The sequence below is a fragment of the Promicromonospora sp. NPDC059942 genome (assembly GCF_042731755.1).
GTDB lineage: Bacteria > Actinomycetota > Actinomycetes > Actinomycetales > Cellulomonadaceae > Promicromonospora.
The window spans coordinates 413,319-427,588 of the sequence record NZ_JBHWLR010000001.1 but is presented as its reverse complement, the minus strand read 5'-3'; the positions used below and the strand labels follow the sequence as shown (position 1 = coordinate 427,588).

General features: G+C 72.2%; 12 protein-coding genes and 7 tRNA genes. 11 read left to right on the top strand and 8 right to left on the bottom strand.

What is annotated here, in order from left to right; translation table 11 throughout:
* Positions 1-7: 7 nt before the first annotated feature.
* The gene (locus ACFV9Q_RS01830) at positions 8-709 is read left to right on the top strand and encodes a tyrosine-protein phosphatase (RefSeq protein ID WP_377232884.1); all 702 of its coding nucleotides are present in this window, start codon (positions 8-10) and stop codon (positions 707-709) included.
* Between the two features lie 95 nt (positions 710-804).
* Here ACFV9Q_RS01830 and ACFV9Q_RS01825 read toward each other — a convergent pair whose 3' ends face one another.
* The 5 genes from ACFV9Q_RS01825 to ACFV9Q_RS01805 all read right to left on the bottom strand — a co-directional run bounded on the left by ACFV9Q_RS01825 (position 805) and on the right by ACFV9Q_RS01805 (position 5,933).
* A complete protein-coding gene (locus ACFV9Q_RS01825; protein WP_377232883.1) occupies positions 805-4,311 on the bottom strand; it encodes a glycoside hydrolase N-terminal domain-containing protein in 3,507 nt (1,168 codons plus the stop codon).
* Between the two features lie 299 nt (positions 4,312-4,610).
* A tRNA-Val gene (locus tag ACFV9Q_RS01820) sits at positions 4,611-4,685 on the bottom strand.
* A 1-nt stretch (position 4,686) separates the two neighbouring features.
* Positions 4,687-4,757: transfer RNA gene (locus tag ACFV9Q_RS01815), tRNA-Cys, on the bottom strand.
* Positions 4,758-4,782: 25 nt separating this feature from the next.
* A tRNA-Gly gene (locus ACFV9Q_RS01810) sits at positions 4,783-4,854 on the bottom strand.
* Between the two features lie 200 nt (positions 4,855-5,054).
* Positions 5,055-5,933 carry a S1 family peptidase gene (locus ACFV9Q_RS01805; RefSeq protein WP_377232882.1) on the bottom strand — a complete coding sequence of 293 codons (879 nt, stop codon included), beginning with the start codon at positions 5,931-5,933 and terminating at the stop codon, positions 5,055-5,057.
* A 215-nt stretch (positions 5,934-6,148) separates the two neighbouring features.
* On the opposite strand from ACFV9Q_RS01805, the gene ACFV9Q_RS01800 reads away from it, so the two are divergent.
* From ACFV9Q_RS01800 to ACFV9Q_RS01790, 3 genes are all read left to right on the top strand, one after another.
* Positions 6,149-6,547, top strand: coding sequence for a PPOX class F420-dependent oxidoreductase (locus ACFV9Q_RS01800; protein ID WP_377229509.1), 399 nt, complete (start codon positions 6,149-6,151; stop codon positions 6,545-6,547).
* Between the two features lie 106 nt (positions 6,548-6,653).
* On the top strand, positions 6,654-7,220 hold the full coding sequence (locus tag ACFV9Q_RS01795; RefSeq protein WP_377232881.1) for a dihydrofolate reductase family protein: 567 nt from the start codon (positions 6,654-6,656) through the stop codon (positions 7,218-7,220).
* Between the two features lie 31 nt (positions 7,221-7,251).
* Complete coding sequence (locus ACFV9Q_RS01790; protein WP_377232880.1) at positions 7,252-8,088, top strand: MBL fold metallo-hydrolase; 837 nt, start codon at positions 7,252-7,254, stop codon at positions 8,086-8,088.
* Between the two features lie 65 nt (positions 8,089-8,153).
* Here the strand turns inward: ACFV9Q_RS01790 and ACFV9Q_RS01785 are convergent.
* The 3 genes from ACFV9Q_RS01785 to ACFV9Q_RS01775 form a co-directional block, all read right to left on the bottom strand.
* Positions 8,154-8,225: transfer RNA gene (locus ACFV9Q_RS01785), tRNA-Val, on the bottom strand.
* Between the two features lie 11 nt (positions 8,226-8,236).
* Positions 8,237-8,307 (bottom strand) — tRNA-Cys (locus ACFV9Q_RS01780).
* A 64-nt stretch (positions 8,308-8,371) separates the two neighbouring features.
* Positions 8,372-8,443, bottom strand: a tRNA-Gly gene (locus tag ACFV9Q_RS01775).
* 191 nt (positions 8,444-8,634) lie between these two features.
* Here ACFV9Q_RS01775 and ACFV9Q_RS01770 point away from each other — a divergent pair.
* From ACFV9Q_RS01770 to ACFV9Q_RS01740, 7 genes are all read left to right on the top strand, one after another.
* Positions 8,635-9,702 carry a chorismate-binding protein gene (locus tag ACFV9Q_RS01770; RefSeq protein ID WP_377232879.1) on the top strand — a complete coding sequence of 356 codons (1,068 nt, stop codon included), beginning with the start codon at positions 8,635-8,637 and terminating at the stop codon, positions 9,700-9,702.
* A gap of 76 nt (positions 9,703-9,778) precedes the next feature.
* Positions 9,779-10,642 (top strand): helix-turn-helix domain-containing protein, encoded by an 864-nt coding sequence (locus tag ACFV9Q_RS01765; protein ID WP_377232878.1) that lies wholly within the window; start codon positions 9,779-9,781, stop codon positions 10,640-10,642.
* Positions 10,639-11,025: a VOC family protein gene (locus ACFV9Q_RS01760; protein WP_377232877.1), complete on the top strand. Its 387-nt coding sequence runs from the start codon at positions 10,639-10,641 to the stop codon at positions 11,023-11,025. The genes ACFV9Q_RS01765 and ACFV9Q_RS01760 overlap by 4 nt, the downstream gene beginning before the upstream one ends.
* Before the next feature lie 64 nt (positions 11,026-11,089).
* A complete protein-coding gene (locus ACFV9Q_RS01755; RefSeq protein WP_377232876.1) occupies positions 11,090-11,680 on the top strand; it encodes a dihydrofolate reductase family protein in 591 nt (196 codons plus the stop codon).
* A gap of 13 nt (positions 11,681-11,693) precedes the next feature.
* Positions 11,694-12,542, top strand: a complete 849-nt coding sequence (locus ACFV9Q_RS01750) for an aminotransferase class IV (RefSeq protein WP_377232875.1) — start codon at positions 11,694-11,696, stop codon at positions 12,540-12,542.
* Between the two features lie 82 nt (positions 12,543-12,624).
* Positions 12,625-12,696, top strand: a tRNA-Val gene (locus ACFV9Q_RS01745).
* Positions 12,697-12,825: 129 nt separating this feature from the next.
* The gene (locus ACFV9Q_RS01740) at positions 12,826-14,241 is read left to right on the top strand and encodes a DUF1254 domain-containing protein (RefSeq protein ID WP_377232874.1); all 1,416 of its coding nucleotides are present in this window, start codon (positions 12,826-12,828) and stop codon (positions 14,239-14,241) included.
* Positions 14,242-14,270: the final 29 nt, after the last annotated feature.

Genomic DNA, 14,270 nt, shown 5'->3' with positions numbered 1-14,270 from the left:
TCCGGACGTGACGGACTACACACCGCTGCATCTGGACTGGCCGGGCTGCCTGAACGTCCGCGACCTCGGCGGGCTCCCGCTCACGGGCGGCGGCGCGATCCGCGGGCGCGTTCTCGTGCGCTCCGAGTGCCCCAGCTACCTGACCGACGCCGGCCTCGCCGCCGCCACGGCCTACGGGCTGGGGCGGATCATCGACCTGCGCCGGCCCGAGGAGCTCGTGGAGTGGCCCAGCCGGCTGGCGGGAGGGACGACCCTGCACCTGCCCGTGCAGGGCCCCGGCGACCCCGAGGAGGGCCCCTGGGTGCACCTCTACCAGGGGATGCTGGACCGGCGCCCGGAGCTGTTCGCGCGCGCCGTGGCGGCGATCGCGGACGCGCCCGAGGGGCCCGTGCTGGTGCACTGCGCCGCCGGCAAGGACCGCACGGGCCTGGTCGTCGCGCTCGCCCTCACGCTCGCCGGGGCCGACGTCGACGCCCTCGCCGACGACTACGAGGTCACCAACGAGCGGCTCGCGCCCCGGTACGTCGAGCGGGAGGCCGAGCCCGGCTACGACCGGCCCGCCGAGCGCCGGGTGCCGCCCACCCGGCACGTCATCCTCGGGGCGCTGGAGCACCTGACCGCGCGGCACGGCGGCGTCGAGGCGTACCTGGCCCGGGGCGGGCTCACCCCGGGCCACGTGCGCGCGTTGCGCGCGAGGCTGATCGGCTGAGCCGGAGGTGCAGCGCAGGGTGCGGGCCGAGGAACGAGGCACGCGCCCGGAGCGGAACCGCAGGTTCAGCCGACATAGGTAGAGGCTGAGCCGCCTTACCTCCCGGGGAAGGCCAGCTCCTGCCACCGGCCCGCCTCGTCCGCCGTCAGCGCCCGGCCGAAGATCGCCAGCCGGTCGACGCCGCCGGACTGCCGCTCGCCGCCGTCCCGGTTCGCGCCGACGTGCAGGGTGCGTGACGTGCACGCGTTCGCCGCCTCGTAGCCGCCGATCGTGGCGGTGGCGGCCTGCGCGCCGTCGACGTACACCGTGATCAGGCCGGTGGTCGAGAGGGTCACGACCAGCTCGAACCAGCGGTCGGTCGGGACGACGGCGCTCGTCGTCGTCCCCGTGCCCGCCGTGATGACGCGGACGTTGTTCGACGGCGTCGTGTCGATCATGATGCCGTCGGAGTCGCTGCTCGCCGACCGGTGGTCGAACAGCCGCCGGTGGCCGGACTGACCGCTGTCGATCCGGAACTCGCCGGCGAACGTCGACTCCTCGAGGTACCCGAGCGGGAAGGGTTCGGCGCTCGTGACGTAGCCCGTCGTCGCGAGCTGCTGGGCCGCACCCGTCGGCCCGTCGGCGAGCACGCCGAGCGTGCCCTCGACCCGCCAGTCGCGGCCGTTGCCGGACTGGTCGCCGTCGGCGTCGCCGCCGAGGTTCCACGCGACGAGCGTGCCGTCGGGACCGGGTACCGGGCACGGCGTCGGCGGTCGCACGCCCACCGCCGCCGTGCGGCTGAGCGTGACGTCGCCCGCGGTCAACGTCGCGGTGATCGGCGACTGCCGCGTGGAGTTGCCCGCGCCGACGGTGACGGTGACGGTCCGCTCGACGCTCTCACCGGGCTCGATGGTGCCCAACGTGAGCTCCGCCGGCTCGGCCGACCACTGCGGGTAGCCGGGCGCCGTGTCGTCCGGGACCGTGACCCGCACGGCCGCGTCCTCGACCGGCTCGGCACCGATCGCCTCGGCGCGCACGGTGACCGGGATCTCGTCGCCCGACGTCGCCGTCGCGGGGGCCGTGACCGACAGCGACGCCGTGGCCTTCGCCACGTACCGCTTCCCGGCCTGCCCCTGGAAGACCACGACGCCGTCCTCGACCGTCGACGCGACGGGCCGGCCCTTGTGGTCGGTCAGCGTGAACAGGCCCGGCTGGAAGATCTGGTTCCCGACCCGCAGCTCGCCGTCGTCCGCGGGGCGGATCTCGATCCGCCGGACCGAGCCGTCCGCCCACGTCGCGTCGACCTCGACGTCGCCCCGGGCCTTCAGACCCGAGTACGAGCCGTCCGGCCAGGCCGTCGGCAGCGCGGGCAGCACGTCGATCCGCCCGGCCTGGCTCTGCAGCAGCATCTCCGCGACGCCGGACGTCGCGCCGAAGTTGCCGTCGATCTGGAACGGCGGGTGGTCGTCCCACAGGTTGTCCAGGGTCGAGCCCTTGAGCTGCTCGGAGAGCAGCTTGTGCGCGCGGTCGCCGTCGAGCAGGCGCGCCCAGAAGTTGATCTTCCACGCCTTCGACCACCCGGTCCCGCCGTCGCCGCGCCCCTCCAGCGTGGTGCGGGCGGCCTCGGCGAGCTCCGGCGTCGCGGCGGGCGAGACGGCCGTCCCGGGGAAGAGCGCGTAGAGGTGGGAGACGTGCCGGTGCTGGTTGGACGGGTTGTCGAGCGCCTGCTCGACCTTCCACTCCTTGAGCTGGCCCCACGACCCGACCGCGAGGCCCGGGTAGATGCCCCGCAGCTTCTCGTCGAGGTCGGCGAGGTAGGCGGCGTCGTCCTCGCCGGTGAGCTCGGCGGCGGCCGCGGCGGAGGTCAGCAGCTCGGTGACGATCTGCTGCGAGATCGACGCCCCGACCGTGAAGTCGCCCTGCTCGGGCGAGTAGCTCGGCGTGACCACGTAGGTGCCGTCCGTGTCGCGCACCAGGAAGTCGATCCAGAACTCCGAGACCGCCTTGAGCATCGGGTAGGCGCGCTCCCGCAGGAACTGTTCGTCGCCGGTGAACAGGTAGTGCTGCCAGTAGTGCTGCGCGAGCCACGCCGCGGCGTCCGGCTGCCAGAACGACTGCGGGTACTGGTGGAAGCCGGTGAACCCGTAGGGGTTCGTCTCGTTCCCCACGACCCAGCCGCGCGCCCCGTACATCTGGCTCGCCGTCACCGTTCCCGGGGCGACCATCGAGTCCACGTAGTCGAAGAACGGCTGCGTGGTCTCGGCGAGGTTCGTGGTCTCGGCCGGCCAGTAGTTCATCTGCAGGTTGATGTTCACGTGGTAGTCGGCGTCCCACGGCGGGTTGTTGACCCGGTTCCAGACGCCCTGCAGGTTGGCGGGGAGCGAGCCGCCGCGCGAGGACGAGACCAGCAGGTAGCGGCCGTACTGGAAGTACAGCTCCTCGAGCGCCCGGGCGCTCTCGGCGTCGATGGTCGACCGGTACTCCGCCAGCAGCTCGTCGGTGGGGATGTCGGGGAGCCGGGCGCCGAGGTCGAGCTCCACCCGGTCGAAGAGGCCCCGGTAGTCGCTCTGGTGCCGCTTCAGCAGGCTCTTGAACCCGCGGCCGGACGCCGCGTCCACTGCCCGGGTGACCTGCGCGTGGGGGTCGACGCCGGTGCGGTAGCCGGCCGCGTGGTCCATCGCGAAGTCCGTGGCGGCGCCGAGCACGAGCGTGACCGAGGTCGCGCCCCGGACGCCGATGGTCCCGTCGCCGGCGGTCACCGACCCGCCGCTGTTGAGCACCCGGAGCTGCGACTCGAAGCGCAGCCCGTTGTTGGCCAGCCGCCCCGCCGTCGTGAGCCGCCCGCCGTCGGCCGTCTGGGTCACCGCCGTCCGCCCGGCAGGAAGATTGAGCCGCGCGTCGAACCCGATCCGGCCGCGCTCGTCGGCCGACAGGCGCACGACGACGACGTCGTCGGCCGCGGAGGCGAAGTACTCGCGGGTGTAGCCGACGCCGTCGGCGGTGAACGACGTGGTCACCACAGAGTCGCCGATGTCGAGCTGCCTGCGGTAGTCGCTCGCCTCCCCGATGCCCGTCATGGTGAGGTCGAGGTCGCCGAAGGTCTGGTACGACCCGAAGTTGAGCTTCGGCTTGCCCAGCAGGTCCGCCATCGTCTCGGGGGCGACGCCGCCGGTCGGCGACTGCGCGATGAGCTGCCGGGCCTCGTCGATCGTCCCCGGCCCGCGGCCGTCGGTCCAGTTGCCGTAGTCGTAGCCGCCCTGCGCACCGGGTCCCCCGGTCCAGAGGCTCTTCTCGTTGAGCTGGAGCTTCTCGTCGGTGACGCCCCCGTAGACGACGGCGCCGAGGGCACCGTTGCCGATCGGCAGCGCCCGCTGCTCCCAGTTGCGCTGGTGGTCGCCGGCGGTCGACAGCGGCTCGTCGAACCAGATCGTGTCGGGCGCCCCGTCGAGGCGTGGTCGGTCGTCCCGCACGGTCGTGTCCTCCGGTGCTGTTGTGCCCTTGGGGGCGGTCGTGGTCGTGCCCCCTGGGGCGGCCGCGGCGGGAACTGCCGCGGCAGCGGACGCCGGGGCGGCGAGCAGCAGCGCCAGTGCTGCCGCGATCGCGCGTCGAGGTGGGCGGCGCATGAGAAGTGGGATCGAGCGGCAGGTCATCATCGGCCTCCGGACCATCGACGTCGTCGTCGTTACCTGCGCCACGTGGACGCCGGGCGGTGCTCGCGAGCATTCAAGCAACGCGCCCGGAGTGGTGTCAACCAAACACCTGATGTTTCCTTGCCGCTCCCGCCTGAGATACCCAGCACATGGGGCGATTCAGTCGGCGCCCGCACCGAGAGATCCGATGTATGGGTGTGCGGTCCGCCGGCACCGGGCATGCGAAAGGCCCCCTGGCCTGCGTCTCCGCGGGCCAGGGGGCCTAACCGTGCTGGTGGGCGATACTGGGATCGAACCAGTGACCTCTTCCGTGTCAGGGAAGCGCGCTACCGCTGCGCCAATCGCCCGAGGTGGGTACGGGATTCGAACCCGTGTGTACGGCTTTGCAGGCCGCTGCCTCGCCTCTCGGCCAACCCACCGTGCTCCCCACCAAAGCGGGTATCGAGCGGATGACGGGACTTGAACCCGCGACCCTCACCTTGGCAAGGTGATGCTCTACCACTGAGCTACATCCGCGCTATGACCATCCTGGACCCTTCGGTCCTGGCGTGGTGACGCTCCGGAAGAGTAGTTCACAAACGGCGTGCCGGTCCAATCGAAATCGCCGCGCCACCTGCGCGGGGTCCCGCACCGCCGAACGGCGCACGAACGGCGCCCGTGCGGCGCCGCCGGAATGGTCCGGCGACGCCGCCCGAGCAGGTCAGGGGCGGGCCCCGTCAGTAGATGGACACCCCGTACGCGCTGAGCGCCTCGGTGACGGGCTGGAAGAACGTGGTGCCGCCCGTGGAGCAGTTGCCGCTGCCGCCGGACGTGATGCCCAGCGCGGTCGACCCGCTGTACAGGGCGCCGCCGGAGTCGCCGGGCTCGGCGCAGACGGTGGTCTGGATCATGCCCCGCACGACGCCCTCCGCGTACCGGACGGAGACGTTGAGCGCGGTCACGGTGCCGGAGTGCACGCCGGTCGTGGAACCGTCGCGCGTGACGCTCTGGCCCACGAAGGCGTTGCCCGCCGTGTATCCGCCGGGGTGGCTCAGCGACGTGTTGTCGTACCGCACGATCGCGTAGTCGTTGCCGGGGAAGCTGGAGCCGACGGTGGCGCCCACCAGGGTGGTCTGCGCCGAGTTGGTGTACCAGGTGGGGACCGCGTTGCCGCAGTGCCCGGCGGTGATCAGGTAGTACTGGCTGCCGCTGCGGACGTTGAAGCCCACCGAGCAGCGGTACCCCGAGCCGTAGATGGCGTCGCCCGAGCCCAGCAGCGGCTTGAAGGTGCCGGGCGCGCGCCTGATGGTCAGGGCGTCCGCCTCGGAGCCCGCCGCCTTGCGGAGCGTGCTCAGCTCGGCCGCGGTGACCGTCGAGTCCGCGGTGACCACGACCTTCCCGGTGGCCGGGTCCGTGTACCAGGCGACGCCGTCCACGTCCGCCGTCCCGACGGCGGCGTTCACCGTCGCGAGCTCGGCAGCCGTGGGCTTGTCGGGTGCGGCCGAGGCCGCCGGTCCGGCCAGGCCGGACACCACGAGGCCGAGCCCGGCGGTGAGTGCGATCAGTCGGGCCCGCCGGGCGGGACCGGGGCGGAGAGCGGTGCGAATGAACGTCATTGCATCCTCCTGGGGTGATGGACCCGCTGGCGGCGGGCCCTGCTCGGCGAGGACGGATCGTCGTCCGCGCCGTCTCACTGACCCCGAGTGTGACGTGTGGCACATTTCACCTACAAGACCTCAAAGCAGATGTAACCGGCAGGAAACGAAAACAGCTTCTTTCGAGGTGGTTTCACCCCCGGCAGCGCTTGCGCGGGCGGGCTATGTTCGGCGGCATGAGTGCTTCCGACATCATCCCCGCCCACCTGATGCACCTGCTCGAGGCGCCGAACTACGCGTTCCTCGGCACGATCCGCCCCGACGACACGGTCCAGGTCAACCCCATGTGGTTCGACTTCGACGGCGAGACGCTGCGCTTCACGCACACCACGTACCGCGCCAAGTACCGCAACCTGCAGCACAACCCGTCGATGAGCCTCGCGATCCTCAACGACGAGAACGCCTTCAACTACATCGAGGTGCGCGGCAAGCTCGTCGAGGTGGTCCCCGACCCGACGGGCGAGTTCTACGTGCACCTGGGCAAGCGCTACGGCAACGCCGCGCAGCAGCCGCCCGCGGACAGCGCCGACCGCGTGATCCTGGTGATGAGCATCGAGCACTACACGACGCAGTAGGCGGGTCCCGGACGGCGGGCCGCACAGCAGGCGGGCCGCCGTCCACCGATGAGTTTCCTCGGCACGGTCGGTCACCAAGGCAGAGACCGAATCCGAGGAGAGACCCATGCAGAAGCTCATGGTGGACTTCATCATCTCGCTGGACGGTTACGCGGCCGCGGAGGGCTGGCCAGGGTTCTGGGGCCTGGAGGGCCCGGAATACCTCGCCTTCCTCGCGGAGGACGCCGAGAACCAGCACACCACGCTGATGGGCGCGACGACGTACCGTGTGATGACCACGCTGATGGCCGACATCCCCGAGGACCCGCTCGCCGACATGCCCAAGGTGGTGTTCTCCTCGACGCTGGAGACGCCGCTGTCCTGGGCCAACACCGAGCTCGTCACCGGCGACGCCGTCGAGGCGGTGCGCAGGCTCAAGGAGACCTCCGACCGTCCCCTGCGCACGCTCGGCAGCCTCAGCCTGTGCCGGTCGCTGCTGCTCGCCGGGCTGGTGGACCGCTACCGGGTGGTCGTGTTCCCGGTCGTCACGGGCGCCAGCGGCAAGGAGCGGATCTTCGACGGGTACCCCGACGTGGCGATGGAGCTGGTCGAGCACCGCACGTTCGACGGCCGCCTCCAGCTGCTGGACTACGTGCCGACCGTGATGGACGGACCGCCCGGGACGGGCAGCTGATGCCGGGCACCGACGCGCGGAAGGAGACGCCATGCTGACGCAGGTGGCGGACGGCGTCCTGGTCCACCGGAGCGAGCTGCTCCGGAACAACACCCTGGTCGTGCGGGGCCAGGACGGCGCACTGGTCGTCGACGCCGGGATCACGGGCGCCGAGCTGACCTGCCTCGCGAACGACCTGGACGAGCTCGCCCTGCCGGTCGTCGCGGGCTTCTCGACACACCCCGACTGGGACCACGTGCTCTGGCACACCGGCCTCGGCGAGGCCCCGCGCTACGGCACGGCCCGCTGCGCCGCGGACCTGCGCGACCTGCGATCGGACGACGCGTGGCGGGCCCGCGTGACCGAGGGACTGCCGCCGGAGATCGCCGACGACGTGCCGCTGGACCTCTTCGGGCTGGTCACCGGCCTGCCCGCCGGGACGCCACGGATCCCGTGGGACGGCCCCGACGTGTGGGTCATCGAGCATCCGGCGCACTCCCCGGGGCATGCGGCACTGTTCGTCGAGGAGTCCGGCGTGCTGGCCGCCGGCGACATGCTGTCCGACGTCTTCGTGCCGATGCTCGGAGAGTTCACCGACACGAGCGACCCGGTCGAGGAGTACCTCGCCGGGCTGCGGGCGCTGGAGGACGTCGCGGACGACGTCGAGGTGCTGGTGCCGGGCCACGGGTCCGCCGTCGCCGGGAAGGACGCGATCTGGGCGCGGATCGAGCTGGACCGCGCGTACCTGCACGCCCTGCGGGACGGCCGCACCCCCGACGACCCGCGCATCGGCGGGATCGAACCCGGCTGGGAGTGGGTGGGCGCCATCCACGAGGGGCAGGCGGCCTGCTTCGCGCGGTGGAAGGAGCGGCGGGGCACGGCCGGTTAGGACCCCAGACATGCGAAAGGCCCCCGGGTCGGCGTCTCCGCCGGCCCCGGGGGCCTTTCTGCGCGTGGGCGATACTGGGATCGAACCAGTGACCTCTTCCGTGTCAGGGAAGCGCGCTACCGCTGCGCCAATCGCCCGTCGTGCTGCGAGGTGGGTACGGGATTCGAACCCGTGTGTACGGCTTTGCAGACCGCTGCCTCGCCTCTCGGCCAACCCACCGCTCGGCCAGACCGCAGCCGACGGCTGCTCTCTTCAGCCGAAATATCACGAGAGCGACTTTCCGAGCGGATGACGGGACTTGAACCCGCGACCCTCACCTTGGCAAGGTGATGCTCTACCACTGAGCTACATCCGCGAAGCCGGGCATCCTGGGGTTTCCCCCGGTGTTCCGGCGTTCTGAACATTAATCGAACGGAGGGCGAACCGTCCAATCGCGCGCGCCGCCCGTACGGTTGTCCCGTGTCACCCCGCCCGGCCCATCTGCCCGCAAACCGCACGATCCCACCGGTTTCGTCCCGCCCCGGCCCTCTCCCGGCCCCGTCCGACGTGACGGGCGCCACCGGCTGGGCGAGCTTCGCCGGACGCGTCGCCACGGACGCCGTCGAGTGCGTGGACGTGCACGAACACCCGGAACGGCTCGAGACCGGCACCTGGTTCGTCGTCGCCGACTTCGAGGGCCGGGCGCGCGCGTGGCGCTTCGCCCAGGTGCACGACGCCGGCACGGAGCCCGCCGGCGCCTGGCACGGACCGACGTCCGACACGTGGACCACCTCGATGGACCAGGCCGCCTACGAGGCCGCCGTCGAGCGGGTGCGCGAGTACGTGCGCGAGGGCGAGGTCTACCAGGCCAACATCTGCCGGGTGCTGTCCGCTCCCCTGCCCGGCGCCGTCGGCGGGAACGCCGCGAGCTCCGAGCCCGACGCGCGGGCGCTCGCTGCCCGGCTCGCGGCGGGCAACCCGGCCCCGCACGCGGCCGCCGTCCACGTCCCCGCCGCGAGCGGGCTGGAGCCGGTCTGGGTGGTGAGCGCGTCGCCCGAGCTGTACCTGTCGCTGGCCGACGGCCCGGACGGGCCCGTCGTCGAGTCCGGCCCGATCAAGGGCACCGCCCGCACCCCCGAGGGCCTCACGGACAAGGACCGCGCCGAGAACGTGATGATCACCGACCTCGTGCGCAACGACCTGCAGACGGTCTGCCGCCCGGGCACGGTCGAGGTCACGTCGCTGCTCGCCGTCGAGGAGCACCCGGGTCTGGTGCACCTGGTCTCGCGGGTGCGCGGCGTCCTGGCCGACGACGTCGTCCGCCCCGGCGAGCTGTGGCGCCGGGTGCTGGCCGGCACCTTCCCGCCCGGGTCGGTCTCGGGCGCCCCGAAGTCCAGCGCGCTGCGGATCATCCGCGAGCTGGAGACCGCCCCGCGCGGCCCGTACTGCGGGGCCGTGGGCTGGGTCGACGGCGGCCGGGCGTCGCTCGCCGTCGGCATCAGGACCTTCTGGTGGGCCGACGGCGTGCTCCGGTTCGGCACGGGCGCGGGGATCACCTGGGGTTCCGACCCGACGGCGGAGTGGCACGAGACGCAGCTCAAGGCGGAGCGGCTGGTCGCGCTGGCGTCCTCGTAGCGGCCCGGGCGCGGGTGGAGTCCGGCCGGGTGCCGTCGTCCGGCCGGGTGTCGGAGGCCCGGTCTACCGTGGAGGCGTGGCGCACGTCCTCGGCTCCGGGGTCCCGGGGGTTCTCGCTCCCTACGTCTCCGCCGTCGTCCCGTACGACCTCGACCTGGGAGCCCCGGGCGTGCACCGGGGCATGCCCGGCACGGGCGTGACGTTCGAGCTGCCGCTGGACGAGCCGCTCGACGTCTCGTGGGCCGGGACCGACGGATCGCGGCGGCAGGCCTGGTCGTGCGTGTCGGGGCTGCACACCCGGCCCGCTGCCATCCACCACGGCGGCCGGCAGCGCGGCGTCAGCGTGTCCCTCACGCTGCGCGGCGCGCGGGCGCTGCTCGGCGTGCCCGCGGGCGAGCTGGCCGGCGAGCTGACGGACCTGTCCGAGGTCGCGCCCCACCTCGCGCACCTGCCCGAGCTGCTCGCGGCGTCCTCCGACGGCGCCTCCCCCGACGCCGCGGCCGTCGTCCGGGTCCTCGTCGAACACCTCGCGGGGGCCGGGGAGCCGGGTCCGCGGGCCGACGTCGGGCGGGCACTGGCCGGGATCGCGCGCGGCGGCCAGGTCCGCGACGTCGCGGCCGAGCAGGGCTGGAGCCGCCGTCGCCTGCAGGACCTCGTCCGCGCCGAGTGCGGGCTCACGCCCCGCGACCTGCGGCGCGTGGCGCGCCTCGCCCGCTCGCGCCGCGCGATCGTGGTGGCCGCCCGGTCGGGGCGCGTGGGCCTGGCCGACGTCGCCGCGTCGGCCGGGTACGCCGACCACGCCCACCTGACCCGGGAGTGGGTGGCCCTGGGCGGCTGCACCCCGAGCACCTGGCTCCGGGAAGAGTTCCCGTTCGTTCAAGACGTCGCCGACCCGCCCCGGGCATCGTGGGAGGCACCCGAACGAGGAGGACCACGATGAGCACCGGACTGTGGGTGACCCTGTCCTACCGCGACGCCGACGCAGGCCTGGCCTGGCTCAAGGCCGTCGGCTTCACCGAGCGCGCCGTCTACCGGGACGACGCCGACCCCGCCGTCGTCCAGCACGCCGAGCTGACCTGGCCGGAGGGCGGTGGCGTCATGCTCGGCACGCACCGGCCGCGCCCCCAGTGGCCCGACCAGACCGGGACCGGCTCGGCCTACGCGGTGACCGACGACGTCGACGGCACCTACGACGCGGCGCTCGCCGCCGGGGGTTCCGGCCTCCGCGAGCCCGCCGACCAGGACTACGGCGGCCGGTCCTGCGTGGTGCGCGACCCCGAGGGCAACCTGTGGAGCTTCGGGAGCTACCGGGGCGAGGGCTGAGTCACCTTTCCGACGGCGCGGGCGGCCACCGATGAGTACCGGCGGCCGCCGTCGTCGGACGGGCATGGGAATCGTGAAAGCAGACCTGGCAGTCTCGCTCGACGGCTACTCCGCGGGCCATGACCAGAGCCTGGAGCACCCGTTCGGCCCGCTGGCGGGCGAGCGCCTGCACACCTGGATGTTCGAGTACGGCGACGCGCACAAGGCCGAGGCGGACGCCATCGTCGGCGCGGGCGCGTACATCATGGGCCGCAACATGTTCACGGCCGGCCGCGGCGCGTGGGACCTGGACTGGACGGGCTGGTGGGGCGACAACCCGCCGTACCACGGGCCCGTCTACGTGCTCACCCACCACCCGCGCGAGTCGGTGGAGATGGAGGGCGGCACCACGTTCCACTTCGTCACCGACGGCATCGAGAGCGCGCTGGCCCAGGCCCGGGAGGCGGCCGGGGACAAGGAGATCTCCATCGCCGGCGGCGCCACCACCGTCAACGAGTACCTCGCCGCCGGACACATCGACGAGCTGCGCCTGCACGTGGTCCCGTTCACCCTGGGCTCGGGCACGCGCGTGTTCGACGGCGTGCCGCCCATCGAGTTCTCGTCCACGAGCGTGCGGCACACGCCGGAGGTGACCCACGTGACCCTCCGCCGGTGACAGACTGGGCGGCATGACGGTCATCTGGACAGAGGGGCGCATGGTCGCGCCCGGCGAGGCCGCGCTCAGCGCGGTGGACCACGGCATCACGGTCGGCGACGGCGTCTTCGAGACCTGCGCCGTCCTGAACGGGCAGGCGTTCGCGCTGACGCGCCACCTGGCGCGCCTGGAGCGGTCGGCGTCCGGCATGGGCATGGCACCCCTGGACCTGCGCAAGGTGCGCGACGGCGTGGACGCGGTGCTGGCCGCCTCGCCGGACGCCGGCCGGCTGCGCATCACGGTGACCGACGGCATCGGGCCGCTGGGCTCGGGCCGGTCGGACACCCCGCAGACGGTCGTGGTCGCGGCGACGGAGGCCGTCGTCGTGCGCACCGGACGGGCCGCCCGCTCCCCCTGGACCCGCAACGAGAACAGCGCGGTGGCGGGCCTGAAGACAACGTCGTACGCCGAGAACGTCGTGGCCCTGGCCGACGCGATCGGCAAGGGCGCCGACGAGTCCGTCTTCGCGAACACCGCGGGCGACCTGTGCGAGGGCACGGGCTCGAACGTGTTCCTGGAGCTCGACGGCGAGCTGGTCACTCCCCCGCTGAGTGTCGGCTGCCTGGCCGGCATCACGCGCGAGCTGCTGCTCGAGTGGGGCGCCGAGGCGGGCCTGCCCGTGCGCGAGGCCAAGGACGGCGAGCTGCCGTTCTCGGTGCTCGACCGGGTCTCGGCCGGCGAGGCGCAGATGCTGCTGACCGGCTCGGTGCGCAACGTGCAGCCGACGGTCTGGCTCGACGGCGCCGACCTGCAGATCGGCGAGCTCTCGGCGGCCGCGCGCGACCTGTTCGAGCGGAACATGCGCGAGCGAACCGACCCCTGACGCGGCCCGGCGATTCGGATTTCGCATCCGCGCTCGAACCAGGCTAATATCGTCCACGCACGCCCTACCGGGCAGGCAGCACGGGCGATTGGCGCAGGGGTAGCGCGCTTCGTTCACACCGAAGAGGTCACTGGTTCGATCCCAGTATCGCCCACCGTGCAGAAAGGCCCTCCAGCCAGCGGAAACGCTGAGCGGGAGGGCCTTTCGCGTTGGTGGACTCGCCGCACCGGTTCACCTTGTTCGGGTGACCCCGCCCGAGCGGTCACCTCGGAACCGTGCACGCATGGGTTCCCCACATCTTCCCGCCCCCGTCCAGATCGGCCCCGGCTGGGCCCGAGGCATGCCGGCCGCCCCGGATGCCTCGGTGCGCATCACGACCGCATACGCCAGGCATGTCGGCCGTGACGCGTACTTCTGGACGTGGCCGATGGTCAACGTCTTCAACCGTCGCCTTCACTTCGCGACGACCTCAGAGCTCGCCCACGTCGGGCCGCTCATCCAGGCGCCCGTCAACCAGTTCACGATGCTCACCGACTACGTGAGCCCCGAGGAGCGGGTCGTGGCCTGCCCGAACCAGGACGTCGTCTACGGACTCGGCGCGATCGGGCTCGACGAGTCACCCGTCGTGGTGCAGGTCCCGGACTTCGGTGACCGGTTCTGGGTCTACCAGGCTGTCGATCTCCGCACCGACAGCTTCGTCCGGCTCGGCGCCATGTACGCCACGACGCCCGGGTTCTACCTGCTGGTCGGGCCGGACTGGGACGGCGACGTGCCGCCCGGTATCACCCAGGTGTTCCGGTCGCCGACGAGCACCGGGCTGGTCGGGCCGCGGATCTTCATGGATGACACCGACGAGGACCGTGCCGCCATCCAGGAGGTTATCTCGCGGGTCCGGATGTACCCGGTGGACCAGTACGACGGCCAGATGAAGGTCATCGACTGGAAGGGCATACCGCAGCTTCCCGAGCTGCCCCACGGGGAGGAGGAGACCCAGTGGGTCTTCCCGGAGAAGTTCGTCGACGAGCTGCCCCGGGTTCTGGCCGACGCGACCCCGCTGCCGGGTGAGGAGGCCCGCTACGCCCAGGTGCTCGCCGTGCTCGAGGCCGCGAAGAACGACCCCGACGTGCACCAGGCGATGACCGACGGGGCCGTGGAGGCGGATGCCGAGCTGGTCAAGCCGCTGTTCCAGTTCCGCAGCTACGGCCGGCAGCTGCCGCACCACTGGACGACCATCTCCAACGAGTCCGCCTTCGGCGTCGACTACTACACGCGCACGGCAGTCGCGAAGTCGAACATCCTGGTCAACAGCCCGAACGAGACGAAGTACTTCTACGCCGACCTCGACGCCGACGGGCACCGGCTCAACGGCGGTAGCCGGTACGAGGTCACCTTTCCGGCCGGGCAGACACCTCCGGTGCACGGGTTCTGGTCGCTGTCGATCTACAACGAGCACCACTTCTTCGTCGCCAACGACATCAACCGGTTCTCCGTCGGCACCAAGAACAAGGACCTCGTCGTCGCCGACGACGGCTCGCTGACCATCTACGTCCAGGCGGACGAACCCACCGACGCGACCCGGCGCGCGAACTGGCTCCCCGCGCCGGCCGGCGACATCTCCCTCTACGTGCGCGCCTACTGGCCGACGGTCGAGACCACCGGAGGCGACTGGACCCCACCACCGGTCCGACGAATTGGCTGACGGATCAGGCGACAAAGTACCGGGCGGGG

What these genes read in the sequence shown, in the direction of transcription:
- ACFV9Q_RS01750 (WP_377232875.1), top strand. Translation starts at nt 11,694, where the DNA reads ATGACGGTCATCTGGACAGAGGGGCGCATGGTCGCGCCCGGCGAGGCC.
- ACFV9Q_RS01800 (WP_377229509.1), top strand. Translation starts at nt 6,149, where the DNA reads ATGAGTGCTTCCGACATCATCCCCGCCCACCTGATGCACCTGCTCGAG.
- ACFV9Q_RS01790 (WP_377232880.1), top strand. Translation starts at nt 7,252, where the DNA reads ATGCTGACGCAGGTGGCGGACGGCGTCCTGGTCCACCGGAGCGAGCTG.
- ACFV9Q_RS01825 (WP_377232883.1), bottom strand. Translation starts at nt 4,311, where the DNA reads ATGCGCCGCCCACCTCGACGCGCGATCGCGGCAGCACTGGCGCTGCTG.
- ACFV9Q_RS01740 (WP_377232874.1), top strand. Translation starts at nt 12,826, where the DNA reads ATGGGTTCCCCACATCTTCCCGCCCCCGTCCAGATCGGCCCCGGCTGG.
- ACFV9Q_RS01795 (WP_377232881.1), top strand. Translation starts at nt 6,654, where the DNA reads ATGCAGAAGCTCATGGTGGACTTCATCATCTCGCTGGACGGTTACGCG.
- ACFV9Q_RS01755 (WP_377232876.1), top strand. Translation starts at nt 11,090, where the DNA reads ATGGGAATCGTGAAAGCAGACCTGGCAGTCTCGCTCGACGGCTACTCC.
- ACFV9Q_RS01805 (WP_377232882.1), bottom strand. Translation starts at nt 5,933, where the DNA reads ATGACGTTCATTCGCACCGCTCTCCGCCCCGGTCCCGCCCGGCGGGCC.
- ACFV9Q_RS01760 (WP_377232877.1), top strand. Translation starts at nt 10,639, where the DNA reads ATGAGCACCGGACTGTGGGTGACCCTGTCCTACCGCGACGCCGACGCA.